The sequence below is a fragment of the Kitasatospora sp. NPDC056138 genome (genome assembly GCF_042264695.1).
Classification (GTDB): Bacteria; Actinomycetota; Actinomycetes; order Streptomycetales; family Streptomycetaceae; genus Kitasatospora.
In genome coordinates, this window is record NZ_JBHJVK010000037.1 from 30,181 (window position 1) to 42,896 (window position 12,716).

At 73.2% G+C, this 12,716-nt stretch carries 11 protein-coding genes; 9 read left to right on the forward strand and 2 right to left on the reverse strand.

From position 1 onward, the window contains the following. Positions 1 to 110 precede the first annotated feature (110 nt). Positions 111 to 668 (reverse strand): antibiotic biosynthesis monooxygenase, encoded by a 558-nt coding sequence (locus tag ACFC1R_RS22220; protein WP_375941144.1) that lies wholly within the window; start codon positions 666 to 668, stop codon positions 111 to 113. 139 nt (positions 669 to 807) lie between these two features. Between ACFC1R_RS22220 and ACFC1R_RS22225 the strand changes: the two genes are divergently transcribed. From ACFC1R_RS22225 to ACFC1R_RS22250, 6 genes are all read left to right on the forward strand, one after another. Continuing rightward, positions 808 to 1,938 carry an aminotransferase class I/II-fold pyridoxal phosphate-dependent enzyme gene (locus ACFC1R_RS22225; RefSeq protein ID WP_375941146.1) on the forward strand — a complete coding sequence of 377 codons (1,131 nt, stop codon included), beginning with the start codon at positions 808 to 810 and terminating at the stop codon, positions 1,936 to 1,938. A 228-nt stretch (positions 1,939 to 2,166) separates the two neighbouring features. Continuing rightward, positions 2,167 to 3,525, forward strand: a complete 1,359-nt coding sequence (egtA, locus tag ACFC1R_RS22230; protein WP_375941148.1) for an ergothioneine biosynthesis glutamate--cysteine ligase EgtA — start codon at positions 2,167 to 2,169, stop codon at positions 3,523 to 3,525. After that, positions 3,519 to 4,865: an ergothioneine biosynthesis protein EgtB gene (egtB, locus tag ACFC1R_RS22235; protein WP_375941150.1), complete on the forward strand. Its 1,347-nt coding sequence runs from the start codon at positions 3,519 to 3,521 to the stop codon at positions 4,863 to 4,865. Before egtA ends, egtB begins: the two co-directional genes overlap by 7 nt. Continuing rightward, a complete protein-coding gene (egtC, locus tag ACFC1R_RS22240) occupies positions 4,865 to 5,605 on the forward strand; it encodes an ergothioneine biosynthesis protein EgtC (RefSeq protein ID WP_375941152.1) in 741 nt (246 codons plus the stop codon). Before egtB ends, egtC begins: the two co-directional genes overlap by 1 nt. Before the next feature lie 60 nt (positions 5,606 to 5,665). Further along, on the forward strand, positions 5,666 to 6,649 hold the full coding sequence (gene egtD / locus ACFC1R_RS22245; RefSeq protein ID WP_375941154.1) for an L-histidine N(alpha)-methyltransferase: 984 nt from the start codon (positions 5,666 to 5,668) through the stop codon (positions 6,647 to 6,649). A 171-nt stretch (positions 6,650 to 6,820) separates the two neighbouring features. Beyond that, entirely contained in the window at positions 6,821 to 8,245 is a 1,425-nt protein-coding gene (locus ACFC1R_RS22250) for a sugar porter family MFS transporter (RefSeq protein ID WP_375941229.1), read from the forward strand. 151 nt (positions 8,246 to 8,396) lie between these two features. Here the strand turns inward: ACFC1R_RS22250 and ACFC1R_RS22255 are convergent, their stop codons facing one another. Next, the gene (locus tag ACFC1R_RS22255; protein WP_375941156.1) at positions 8,397 to 9,107 is read right to left on the reverse strand and encodes a TetR/AcrR family transcriptional regulator; all 711 of its coding nucleotides are present in this window, start codon (positions 9,105 to 9,107) and stop codon (positions 8,397 to 8,399) included. A 171-nt stretch (positions 9,108 to 9,278) separates the two neighbouring features. On the opposite strand from ACFC1R_RS22255, the gene ACFC1R_RS22260 reads away from it, so the two are divergent. The 3 genes from ACFC1R_RS22260 (at position 9,279) to fabG (ending at position 12,649) form a co-directional block, all read left to right on the forward strand. Beyond that, complete coding sequence (locus ACFC1R_RS22260) at positions 9,279 to 10,442, forward strand: acyl-CoA dehydrogenase family protein (RefSeq protein ID WP_375941157.1); 1,164 nt, start codon at positions 9,279 to 9,281, stop codon at positions 10,440 to 10,442. Positions 10,443 to 10,600: 158 nt separating this feature from the next. Then, positions 10,601 to 11,788 carry a thiolase family protein gene (locus tag ACFC1R_RS22265; protein ID WP_375941159.1) on the forward strand — a complete coding sequence of 396 codons (1,188 nt, stop codon included), beginning with the start codon at positions 10,601 to 10,603 and terminating at the stop codon, positions 11,786 to 11,788. A gap of 102 nt (positions 11,789 to 11,890) precedes the next feature. Then, positions 11,891 to 12,649 carry a 3-oxoacyl-ACP reductase FabG gene (fabG, locus tag ACFC1R_RS22270; RefSeq protein WP_375941161.1) on the forward strand — a complete coding sequence of 253 codons (759 nt, stop codon included), beginning with the start codon at positions 11,891 to 11,893 and terminating at the stop codon, positions 12,647 to 12,649. Positions 12,650 to 12,716: the final 67 nt, after the last annotated feature.

Here is a 12,716-nt window from a genome sequence, read left to right on the forward strand (position 1 = left end):
GCTCACGGGTCACCGGGATGCCAACGGACTCGCCTGGTTGCCCGCGCAGTCCCCCGCGCCCCTGAGTGGTGCTCCTGAGGTGCTGCCCCCGGGGTGGTGACCGGGTGGGGTCAGGCCGGGAAGAGCCAGCGGCGGAGGGCGCGGGTGACGGCGGGGAGGGCCAGGTAGGTCATCAGGACGCTGATGACGGGTGCCATGAGGAGGGTGCGCGGGACCACCGGCAGGTCCGCCAGGTGGGGCGTGACGAGCAGGCTCGCGCTGACGGTGAGCGGTGCGATGGCGAGCGTGGAGGCGACGGCCATCTTCCAGCGCGGCGGCGGGGTGCACCCGGCCCCGGCCGGGGTGGTGGCGAACCAGCCCTCCATGCCGTGCAGTTCGCGCCGGGCCACCTCGACGTGGTGCCCGTCCATCCTGGCGAAGCAGTCGGCCCGGTCCGGGGACTGCTGCCAGGACTCGAAGGCCGCGTCGTCCTGGAAGTGCAGCAGCAGGTGCCAGGGCTCACCCGGCCCGGCGGGGCGCAGCAGGCCGGTGCCGAGGTTGCCCGGGTGTGCGGTGGCCCTGTCGAGGATGGCCCGCGCCCACCGTTCGAAGGACTCCTCGTGTCCCGGCTCCACCCGGCGTGCCACGAAGAGGGTGACTTCGTCCCCCGCGTGCCTGGTCTCGTTCATGGTCCCTCCCCTTTCGGACACCGCAGCGTACGGCACCGCGCGCGGTCCTCGGCGGGCCGTCTCGGCCGTGCACAACACCTCCGGGCCGTACGGGGGTTAGCGTGTGGTGCGGCAGGCAGCCGTCCCGTGGGGAGGTCTGGTGGAGGGGTTCGACCGGAGCGGTACCGGAAGCATCAAGTGGGCCCGTGCCGGGGCGGGGCGGATCGCGCTCGGGCTGGCGGACATGGACCTGCCGGGCCCGCCGGAGATCGGTGCCGCGCTGGCCGAGCGGGCCCGGCACCCCGCGTACGGGTACACGGTCTGCGACCCGGCGGGGCGGGAGCTGGTCGCCGCCTGGTACCTGGAGCGGCACGGGGTGGTGGTGGATCCGGACTGGGTGCTGCTGCTGCCGTTCGGTCCCCGGACCGCGCTGCGGCTGCTGTTCGAGGCGGCCGGGCCGCGCAGGCCGGTGGCGTTCCCCGCACCCGAGTGGATCGGATTCCGTCAGATCTGCGACGCGGCCGGGCTGCGGTGCCGCCCGGTGCCGCTGGCGGCGGACGCGCTCGGCTACCGGCTGCCGGTGGCCGGGCTCACCCGGGACGGCACCGATCTGATCGTGCTGAGCAGTCCGCACAACCCGTCCGGGCGGGTCTGGACCGCCGACGAGATCCGGGCCCTGGCCCGGGCGGCCGCCGCGGCCGGCGGGCTGCTGGTCTCGGACGAGGTGCACGGGGACCTCGTCCATCCCGACCACGGGCTGCCGCAGCCGGTGGCCGTCGCCGTGGCCGGGGAGGCGGCCCGGCACGTGGTGACGCTGAACTCGGTCGGCAAGACGTTCAACACCTCGGGCGTGCCGAGCTGCTTCGCCCTGGTGCCGGACGGCGCTCTGCGGGAGCGGCTGACCGCCCTCATGGCGGGTCACGGCCTCTGGGAGGGCGGCCTGCTCGAACAGGTGGTGCAGCGGGCCGCGCTGCAGCACGGCGGCCCGTGGCTGGACGGCCTGCTCGGCGAGCTGGTCGCCGCGCGCGACCTGGTGCTGGCCGCGCTGCCGGACGGCGCAGTGCTCTCCCGTCCCGAGGCCTCGTACCTCGTCTGGCTGGATGCCGCCGCGCTGGGCCTGCCGGCCGACCGGGCCCGCGAGGTCCTGCTGGCGGAACGGGGTGTGGAGCTCTCGGACGGCGCCGATTTCGGGCCGTTGGGACGGGGGTGCCTGCGGCTCAACTACGCCCTGCCCCGGCCGCTGCTCGAAACCGCGCTCACCCGTCTGACCGATCCCGCTCCCGGGCGCTGACCGGCCCCGCACCCCGGGATCGAGCGGTCCCGGGCGCCCCGCACCGAGCTGCCGCTCCGCCGGAGACCGGCCCGAACCGGTCGGCGCAGATGTTTGATTCGTAGCAGACTGAGGCAGGAAGAACCGGGCCGCGACCGCGGCTTGAGGATGGTGAGTCCGGTGACAGCCGTACGACCGAAGCAAGCGCCCCCGACAGCGCCGCCCCCGCCACCGACCGAGGTGAGTCCGGTGACCGAAACGCTGACAGACCACCTGACGGACATACCCCCGCGCACCGATGTGCCGCCGCTGACCGAGGCGAACGCGGAGGGGCATCTGGCCGCGATCTGCTTCAAGATCGGACCGCCCAGGCTGGTCGGTGTGGAGGCGGAGTGGTTCGTCCACGACGCCGAGAACCCCGGATCGGCGGTGGCACCGCACCGGGTGGAGCGGGCCCTGGCGGCACTGCCCACCGATCCCGACGGCGGACACCCCGGTCCGAACGGCCCGTTGTTCCCCGCGGGTTCCCGTCTCACCCGCGAACCCGGCGGGCAGGTCGAGCTCAGCTCCCCGCCCGCCGACAGCCCCGGAGACTGCGCCGAGGGCCTGCTGCTCGACCAGCGCACCCTGCGGGCCGCACTCGCCTCCCAGGGCCTGCGCCTCACCGGTACGGGTACCGATCCGCTGGCCCGCGAGCGGCGGATGCAGCTCTCCCACCCCCGATACCTGGCGATGGAGCGGCACTTCGACCGCACCGGCCCGTGGGGCCGGATCATGATGTGCGGCACCGCGTCCTTCCAGGTCTGCGTGGACGCCGGGGCCGCGCACGGCCCGTCCTCGTACGCGGCGCGCTGGCAGCTGCTGCACCGGCTCGGCCCGGTGCTGGTCGCCGCCTTCGCCAACTCGCCCTCGCTGGACGGCAGGCCGACCGGTCACCGCTCCACCCGGCAGATGGTCTGGTCCCGGATGGATCCGACCCGCACCCTGGCTCCCCGGCTCGCCGACGGCGACCCGCGCGGGAACTGGGCCCGTTACGTCCTGGACGCCGAGCTGCTCTGCGTCCGCCGCGAGGGCGGCCGCTCCTGGGCCGCCCCCACCGGGCGCACCTTCCGCGAGTGGCTGCGCGGCGGCGACGGCGAGCGCCCGCCGACCCTGGCCGACCTGGACTACCACTGCACCACGCTGTTCCCGCCGGTCCGCCCGCGCGGCCACCTGGAACTCCGCATGATCGACGCCCAGCCGGGCAACGGCTGGCTGGCCCCGCTCGCGCTGGTCACCGGGCTGCTGGACGACCCGGTCGCCGCCGACACCGCGCTCGACGCGCTGGAGGTGCTCGACAGCTCCAGCCTGCTGCCGCCGCGCTCCGAACTGTGGCGGCGGGCCGCCACCCTGGCGATGGCCGACCCCGCGCTGCGCCGGGCCGCGCTGACCTGCTTCACCGCGGCCGAGCAGGCCCTCGCCCGCCGGCCCGGCAGCGGCCGGCTGCGCGCCGCGCTCACCGGTTTCGCCGAACGCTACCCCGCGCGGGGCCGATGTCCCGCCGACGACCAGCTGGACGCCCTTAGGGCCGGTGTCCACCCCGTCCCCCTGGAGACCGCACCATGCTGAACGCCGACCGTCTCCCGCCGGCCGCGCCGGAGTGCACCGACCCCGAACCGCTGCGCGAGCGGATAGCCGCCGAGCTGCTGGCCGCCCGCGCCAGGACCGCCGCGCTCACCGACTGCGTGGACGACCGGGACCTGACCGCCCAGCACTCCCCGCTGATGTCGCCGCTGGTCTGGGACCTCGCGCACATCGGCAACCAGGAGGAGCTCTGGCTGCTGCGCAACGTCGGCGGCCGCGATCCGATGCACCCCGAGATCGACCCCCTCTACGACGCGTTCGAGCACCCGCGCGCCGCGCGGCCCACCCTGCCGCTGCTGCCGCCGGCCGAGGCCCGCGCCTACGCGCACGAGGTACGCGGCCGGGTCCTCGACCTGCTCACCTCCAGTCCGCTCGAAGGGGTGCCGCTGCTGGACCGGGGCTTCGCCTTCGGGATGATCGCCCAGCACGAACAGCAGCACGACGAGACCATGCTGATCACCCATCAGCTCAGACCGGGCCCGGCCGCCCTCTCCGCTCCCCCGCCGCCGGCCGCCGACCCCGGGCGGCGGCCCGCCGAAGTGCTCGTCCCCGGCGGCCCGTTCACCATGGGCACCGACACCGAGCCCTGGTCGCTCGACAACGAGCGCCCCGCCCACGAAGTCTCGCTCCCCGCCTTCCGGCTGGACACCACCCCCGTGAGCAACGCCGCCTACCAGGAGTTCATCGCGGACGGCGGCTACGACGACCCGCGCTGGTGGACGCCCGAGGGCTGGGAGCACCGCTGGCGGGCCGGTCTCGAAGCCCCGCTGTTCTGGCAGCGCGAGGGCGGCCGGTGGCTGCGGCGCCGCTTCGGGGTGACCGAACCGGTGCCCGGGGACGAACCGGTGCTGCACGTCTGCTGGTACGAGGCCGACGCCTACGCCCGCTGGGCCGGGCGGCGGCTGCCGACCGAGGCCGAGTGGGAGAAGGCCGCCCGGCACGACCCCGCCACCGGCCGCTCCCGCCGCTACCCGTGGGGCGACGCCGAACCCACCGCCGACCGGGCCAACCTGGGCCAGCGCCACCTCCAGCCGGCACCCGTCGGCAGCTACCCGGCGGGCGAGTCACCGCACGGGGCACGGCAGTTGATCGGCGACGTGTGGGAGTGGACGGCGAGCGACTTCCTGCCGTACCCGGGCTTCCGGGCCTGGCCGTACAAGGAGTACTCCGACGTGTTCTTCGGCCCGGAGTACAAGGTGCTGCGCGGCGGCTCCTTCGCCGTCGCACCGGTGGCCTGCCGGGGGACCTTCCGCAACTGGGACTACCCGATCCGCCGGCAGATCTTCTCCGGATTCCGCACCGCCGTCTCGGTGGACGAGACCTGATGTGCCGCCATCTCGCCTACCTGGGGCCGCCGGTGGCGATCGGGCAGCTGCTGCTCGACCCGCCCGCGAGCCTGTACCGGCAGTCCTGGGCGCCGCGCCTGCAGCAGTACGGCAGCATGAACGCGGACGGCTTCGGTGTCGGCTGGTACGCCGACCACGACCCGGTCCCGGCCCGCTACCGGCGGGCCGGGCCGGTCTGGGCCGACCCCTCCTTCGCCGACCTCGTCCGGGTGGTGCGGACCGGCGCCCTGCTCGCCGCCGTGCGCTCCGCCACCGACGGCTGCGCGGCGGGCGAGGCGGCGGCGGCACCGTTCGGCGCCGAGCGCTGGCTGTTCAGCCACAACGGCGTACTGCCCGGCTGGCCGCACCAGCTCGGCAAGCTGGCCGCCCTGCTGCCGCCCGAGGAACTGCTGAACCTGGCGGCCGGCAGCGACTCCGCACTGCTCTGGGCGCTCACCCTGCACCGGCTGCGCGCGGGCGACCCCCTGGACGCCGCACTCGCCCGCACCGTCCGGGAGACCGCCGACCACTGCGCCGATGCCCGGCTCAACCTGCTGCTCACCGACGGGACTTCGATCGCCGCCACGGTCTGGGGCGACAGCCTCTGCTACCGGACGGGGCCCGACTCGGTGGTCCTCGCCTCGGAGCCGCACGACGACCTGCCCGGCTGGATCCGTCCGCCGGACCGGTCGCTGCTGCTCGCCGACCGCGGCGGCGTGACCGTCCGGCCCCTCGGCTGAGCACCGACCCACTCCATGGACACCGCTCGACCCACAGCACCGTGAGAGGAACTCCGCACCATGGGCACCTTCGACCTCACCAGACTGCTCCCGGCCGACCACGTCAGCCGCGCACTCCGGCACGACGTGCAGCACGGTCTCACCGCGAGCCCCAAGTGGCTGCCGCCGAAGTGGTTCTACGACGCCCGGGGGAGCGAGCTGTTCGAGGAGATCACCCGGCTGCCCGAGTACTACCCGACCAGGGCCGAGCGGGAGATCCTGACCGCCCGCGCCCGGGAGATCGCAGCCGTCACCAAGGCCCGCACCCTGGTGGAGCTGGGGTCCGGTTCCTCCGAGAAGACCCGGCTGCTGCTGGACGCGCTGCGCGACGTGGGCAGCCTGCGGGTGTACACGCCCGTGGACGTCAGCGAGAGCGCGCTGGCGGCGGCGGGAGCGGCCCTCACCGAGGAGTACCCGGGCCTCGCGGTGCACGGGATCGTCTCCGACTTCACCCAGCGCCTCGGGCTGCCGCCCGGCAACGGGCCCCGGCTGGTCGCCTTCCTCGGCGGGACCCTGGGCAACCTGCTGCCCGCCGAGCGGGCCGAGTTCCTCGCCGCGCTGCGCCGCGAACTGGAGCCGGGCGACGCGCTGCTGCTCGGCACCGACCTGGTCAAGGAGCCGTCCGTGCTGGTCGCCGCGTACGACGACGCGGCGGGGGTGACGGCCGCCTTCAACCGGAACGTGCTCTCCGTGGTGAACCGCGAGCTGTCGGCGGACTTCGACCCGGAGCAGTTCGAGCACGTCGCGGCCTGGGACCCGGCCGCCGAGTGGATCGAGATGCGGCTGCGCTCGCGCAGGCCGCAGACGGTGAAGGTGGGTGCGCTCAGCCTGCCGGTGCACTTCGCAGAGGGTGAGGAACTGCGGACGGAGGTCTCGGCGAAGTTCCGGCGGACCCGGGTGGCCGACGAGCTGACGGCGGCCGGGTTCCGGCTCACCGAGTGGTGGACCGACGAGCAGGGGCGGTTCGGGCTGTCGCTGGCGGAGCCGGTCGGACCACACGCCTGACGGCGACGGGCCGGTCGCCCGGCGGATCTCCGCAGATGTTCCCGCAATGGCTCCGATGGAAAGTCTTTGTTCAAGTCTTGAAGAGTCTGCGGTGACAGCTGGGGTCTGATGTACAAGCTTTAAACGATGTGGTTACTATCTCAGCGCCTCAGCGTTGAGTACAGGAGTCACATCGTGAGCGTCACCCAGCAGCCCCGACGGTCCGGGGCGCAGGCCCCGGACCGTCTCGGCTTCGTCGTCTTCATCACCGCAGCCGCCGCTCTCGGTGGCTTCCTGTTCGGTTACGACAGCTCCGTGATCAACGGCGCGGTGTCCGGGATCAAGGACCGGTTCGGCATCGGCGACGGTGTCACCGGCCTGATCGTCTCCTCCGCGCTGCTGGGCTCCGCGGTGGGCGCCGCGCTGGCGGGACGCTTCGCCGACCGCTACGGCCGCATTCGAGTCATGAAGGTTGCGGCCGTTCTGTTCGCCATCAGCGCGGTCGGCTCGATGCTGCCCTTCGCCGCCTGGGACCTGGCGTTCTGGCGGGTGCTCGGCGGCGCCGCGATCGGCATCGCCTCGGTGATCGCCCCGACCTACATCGCCGAGGTCGCGCCGACCAGGTACCGGGGCCGGCTGGCCTCCTTCCAGCAGGCCGCGATCGTGCTCGGCATCGCCATCTCGCAGCTGGTCAACTGGGTGCTGGCGGAGTCGGCCGGCGGTGACACCCGCGGCCACCTGCTCGGCCTGGAGGCCTGGCAGTGGATGCTCGGGATCTGCGTGATCCCGGCCGTGGTCTACTTCGTGCTCTCCTCGATGATCCCCGAGTCGCCGCGCTACCTGATCTCCGCGGACCGGCTGGCCGACGCCCGCAAGGTGCTCCGCGAGGTCGAGGGCGAGGGCGTCGACACCGACGCGCGGATCGCCGAGATCCAGGGCCTGATCGCCTCCGACCACCAGCCGCGCTTCAAGGACCTGCTCGGCGGCCGCTTCGGCCTGCTGCCGATCGTCTGGGTCGGCATCGGGCTCTCGGTCTTCCAGCAGCTCGTCGGCATCAACGTGATCTTCTACTACTCGTCGATCCTCTGGCAGTCCGTGGGCATCGACCAGAGCAGCTCGCTGCTGATCAGCTTCTCCAGCTCGATCATCAACATCGTCGGCACCGTGGTCGCGATCCTGCTGGTCGACCGGATCGGCCGCAAGCCGCTCGCGGTCATCGGCTCGGCCGGTATGGCCGTCTCGCTGGGCGCGGCGGCCTGGGCGTTCAGCTCGGCGACCGGCAGCGGCGACAACGTCCACATCCCGGACCTCCAGGGCACGGTGGCCCTGGTCGCCGCCAACGCCTTCGTGCTCTTCTTCGCCCTGTCCTGGGGTGTGGTGGTCTGGGTGATGCTCGGCGAGATGTTCCCGAACCGGATCCGCGCCGCCGCCCTGTCGGTGGCCGCCTCGGCGCAGTGGGTCGCCAACTGGGCGATCACGGTGTCGTTCCCGTCGATGTCCCGCTGGAACCTCTCGGCGACGTACGCGATCTACGCGGCGTTCGCGGCGCTGTCGATCGTCTTCGTGGCCCGCTTCATGAAGGAGACCAAGGGCGTCCGCCTGGAGGACATGGGCTGACCCGCCCGCCCACGCCCACCGAGGGGCCCGCACCGCAGGGTGCGGGCCCCTCGTGCGTCCTCGGCCCGCCCGTGCGAAACGGGCTCGCGCACCGCACGGGCGGGCCCGTCCGCGACGACCGGCCCCGCGCGCACCGGACCGGCCCGCCGCCTCAGCTCGTGGCGTCCGGAGCGGGGAAGCGCAGGGCGAGACCGTCGAGCAGCGCCTGGAGCCCGGTCTCGAACGCTCCGTCGTCGATGCTGCGGCGGTGTTCGGCGAGCAGGTGGGCCTCGCCGAGGTGGGGGTACTCGGCAGCGTAGAGCTGGGCGTCCTCGGGGAACCCGGCGGCGAAGGAGGCGAGCGCCGAGCCGGTGATGAAGTAGCGCATCAGCGCGCCGATCCGGGTCGCCTGCCCGCGCGGCCAGCCCGCGTCCACCAGGCAGCCGAAGACCGCGTCGGCGAGGCGCAGCGCATTGGGCCGGCGGCCGGGCCCCTGGGCGAGCACCGGGACGATGTTGGGGTGGGCGGAGAGGGCGGCGCGGTAGGAGCGGGCCCAGTCGCGCAGGGCGCTGCGCCAGTCCGCGCCGCTGCGGGTGCCGGTGCCGGTACCGGTGTCGGTGTCGGTACCGGTGTCGGTGTCGGTGTCGGTGTCGGTGTCGGTGCCGAACATGCCGAGGTCGACCTCGCCCATCACGGTGTCCACCACGGCGTCGAGCAGCTCGTCCTTGGTGGCGAAGTGGTTGTAGAGCGACGGTCCGCTGACCGAGAGCTCGGCCGCCAGGCGGCGGGTGGAGAGCGCTTCGAGGCCCTCGGCGTCGACGAGCGCGAGCGCTGCCGTCACGATGCGGTCGCGGCTGAGCAGCGGGGTGCGCGGGCGCGCCATCATCGCCTCCTGCGGATGTGTGTTCGGCGGGTCATTCTCGCAGCCGCCCTCCGGGCGCCTCTTCCCAGAGCCGGGTCCGGCGGGCTACAGTCCAGGAAAAAACTTGCGCCGCTAGTTTATTCGTTCCGCCCGCTCGGGCAAGGAAGAGACGAGAACGAGGGGTCCACCGCGATGAACCTGGAGCTCTCCGAGGAGCAGGCCGCCGTACGCAAGCTGGCCGCCGATTTCACCGACCGCGAGATCGTCCCCCACGCCGCCGCCTGGGACCGCGCCGAGTCGGTGGACCGCGCGATCGTCGGCAAGCTGGCCGAGCTCGGCTTCCTCGGGCTGACCATCCCCGAGGAGTACGGCGGCAGTGGCGGCGACCACCTGGCGTACTGCCTGGTGCTGGAGGAGCTGGGCCGGGGCGACTCGGCGGTGCGCGGGATCGTCTCGGTCTCGCTCGGCCTGGTGGGCAAGTCCGTCAACAGCTTCGGCACCGAGGACCAGAAGCGGTACTGGCTGCCGAGGCTGACCTCGGGCGAGGCGCTGGCCTGCTTCGCGCTGACCGAGCCGGGCACCGGTTCGGACGCCGCCAACCTCACCACCCGGGCGGTCCGGGACGGCGACAACTGGCTGATCACCGGCACCAAGATGTTCATCACCAACGGCACCTGGGCCGACGTGGCCCTGGTCTTCGCCCGCACCGGCGGCAGCGACCCGGAGCAGCAGGGCCATCGCGGGGTGACCGCCTTCCTGGTCCCCACCGATCTGCCGGGCTTCGAACGCCGGGAGATACACGGCAAGTTGGGCCTGCGCGGCCAGGCCACCGCAGAACTGTCGCTGGACGGCGTACGGGTGCCCGACAGCGCCCGGCTCGGGGCACAGGGCAAGGGCTTCACGGTGGCGATGGCCGCGCTCGCCAAGGGCCGGATGTCGGTCGCGGCCGGCTGCGTCGGCATCGCCCGCGCCTGCCTGGAGGCGGCGGTCGCCTACGCCAAGGAGCGCGAGCAGTTCAACAAGCCCATCGCCTCCCACCAGCTGGTGCAGGAGCTGCTCGCCGACATCGCGGTGGACGTCGAGGCGGCCCGGCTGCTGACCTGGCGGGTCGCCGACCACATCGAGCGCGGCCTGCCCTTCGCCACCGAGTCCTCAGTGGCCAAGCTGTTCGCCTCCGAGGCGGCGGTCAGGGCCGCCAACAACGCCCTCCAGGTCTTCGGCGGCTACGGCTTCATCGACGAGTACCCCGTCGGCAAGCAGCTGCGCGACGCCCGGGTGATGACCCTGTACGAGGGCACCAGCCAGATCCACAAGCTGCTCATCGGCCGGGCGCTGACCGGCATCAACGCGTTCTGAACCGGCCGCGGTCCCCGATCCACCGCACGCCCGGAACCCACCCGGCGCCCGGAGCCCACCCGATCCACCCGCGGCCCAGGAGCCACCGGTATCCGCAGCCCCACCGGTCCGCGGATCCACCAGCAGAATCAGCAGAGACAGTAGAGGAGCCCGAAGAAGTGCGTCCCGTCTACTTCGCCGCCGCCCGCCGGACCCCGATCGGGCGGCTGCGCGGCGCACTGTCCACCGTACGGCCCGACGACCTGTCGGCCGGCGTACTGCGTGGACTGCTCGACCAGGTACCGCAGTTGGACCCGGCCAGGATCGACGACGTCTACTGGGGCGCCGCCAACCAGGCCGGGGAGGACAACCGCAACGCCGCCCGGATGGCCGTCCTGCTCGCCGGGCTGCCGGACACCGTGCCCGGCGCCACGCTCAACCGGCTCTGCGCCTCGGGCATGGAGGCCGTCACCACGGCCGCGCGGGCGATCGGCTCCGGCGAGGCCGAGATCGTGATCGCGGGCGGCTGCGAGTCGATGAGCCGCGCCCCGTTCGTACTCCCCCGCCCCGACGAGGCGCTGCCGCACCGGATCGAGACCCACGACACCCGGCTCGGCTGGCGGCTCACCAACCCCCGGATGCCCGAGCTGCACGGCGTGCTCTCGATGGGCGAGACCGCCGAGGAGGTCGCCACCCGGTACGGCGTCACCCGGGAGCAGCAGGACGAGTTCGCGCTGCGCAGCCACCAGCGGGCGGCCCTCGCCCGCAAGGACGGGCACTTCGACGCCGAACTCCTGCCCGTGACGAGGCCGGACGGGGTGATTGTCGGCCAGGACGAGAGCATCCGCGAGGACACCACGCTGGAGAAGCTGGGCCGCCTGAAGCCGGTCTTCCGGGAGGGCGGCACGGTGACCGCCGGCAACGCCTCGCCGATGAACGACGGCGCGGCCGGGCTGCTGCTGGTGAGCGAGGAGGCGCTGCGCGAGCTGGAGTTGGAGCCGCTCGGCCGGTACGTCGGCGGCGCCTCGGCCGGGGTGCACCCGGACGTGATGGGCATCGGTCCGGTCCCCGCGACCCGCAAGCTGCTCGGCCGGGTCGGCTGGCAGGTGTCGGACATCGAGGAGGCCGAGTTCAACGAGGCGTTCGCCGCCCAGGCGCTGGCCTGCGTAAGGGAGTTGGGCTTCGACCCGGAGCTGGTGAACCCGAGCGGCGGCGCCATCGCGCTCGGCCACCCGCTGGGCGGTTCGGGGGCCCGCATCCTCACCACCCTGCTGCACCGGATGCGGCGCACCGGCGCCCGGCGCGGCCTGGCCACGATGTGCGTGGGCGTGGGCCAGGGCAGCGCCGTCGTGGTCGAGCGCGTCTGACCACCCGGGTCCGCAGGCTCCGGGCGCCGGCCCGGGCCACCGTTCGCAGAGACAGAGCCACCGAAGCTACCGAAGCTACCGAAGCTACCGAGGAGAGTTGGCATGGCACGTTTTGCAGGCAGGGTCGCCGTGGTCACCGGCGCCGCGCAGGGGATCGGCGCGGCGACCGCGCTGCGGCTGGCCGAGGAGGGGGCGACGGTCGCCGTGGTGGACCTGACGGCCGAGCGGGCCCTGGGCACGGCCGAGGCGATCACCGCGAAGGGCGGGACGGCACGGGCGTACGGCTGCGACGTGGCCGACTACGACGCGGTGGAGGCCGTCTTCGCCGCCGTGGCCGAGGAGCTGGGCGGGATCCACATCCTGGTCAACAACGCCGGGATCACCCGGGACAACCTGTTCTTCAAGATGCCGAAGGCGGACTGGGACGCCGTCCTGACGGTCAATCTGACCAGCGCCTACAACTGCAGCCACGTGGCGCAGAAGTACATGGTGAAGCAGAAGTACGGCAAGATCGTCTCGCTCAGCTCGCGCTCGGCGCTCGGCAACCGGGGCCAGGCCAACTACGCAGCCGCCAAGGCGGGCATCCAGGGGCTGACGGCGACGCTGGCGATCGAACTGGGCCCCTACAACGTCAACGTCAACGCGGTGGCCCCCGGCTACATCGCCACCTCGATGACCGCCGCCACCGCCGAGCGGGTCGGTGCCACGCCCGAGTCGCACCAGGCCGAGGTCGCCGAGCGCACCCCGCTGCGCCGGGTCGGACAGCCCGAGGAGATCGCCTCCGTGGTCGCCTTCCTGGCGAGCGAGGACGCCTCCTACGTCAGCGGCCAGACCCTGTACGTGAACGGCGGAGCGCGCTGAAACAGGTGACGGGCTGTCCGTCAGATGGCCGATCCCGGTGTGGCGTTGCCAAAGCCTGGGTCGGCCT

Excerpts from the sequence above, each read along its gene's own strand:
- ACFC1R_RS22220 (WP_375941144.1), bottom strand. The coding sequence starts at position 668 with ATGAACGAGACCAGGCACGCGGGGGACGAAGTCACCCTCTTCGTGGCA.
- egtB (WP_375941150.1), top strand. The coding sequence starts at position 3,519 with ATGCTGAACGCCGACCGTCTCCCGCCGGCCGCGCCGGAGTGCACCGAC.
- egtC (WP_375941152.1), top strand. The coding sequence starts at position 4,865 with ATGTGCCGCCATCTCGCCTACCTGGGGCCGCCGGTGGCGATCGGGCAG.
- egtD (WP_375941154.1), top strand. The coding sequence starts at position 5,666 with ATGGGCACCTTCGACCTCACCAGACTGCTCCCGGCCGACCACGTCAGC.
- ACFC1R_RS22255 (WP_375941156.1), bottom strand. The coding sequence starts at position 9,107 with ATGGCGCGCCCGCGCACCCCGCTGCTCAGCCGCGACCGCATCGTGACG.
- ACFC1R_RS22260 (WP_375941157.1), top strand. The coding sequence starts at position 9,279 with ATGAACCTGGAGCTCTCCGAGGAGCAGGCCGCCGTACGCAAGCTGGCC.
- fabG (WP_375941161.1), top strand. The coding sequence starts at position 11,891 with ATGGCACGTTTTGCAGGCAGGGTCGCCGTGGTCACCGGCGCCGCGCAG.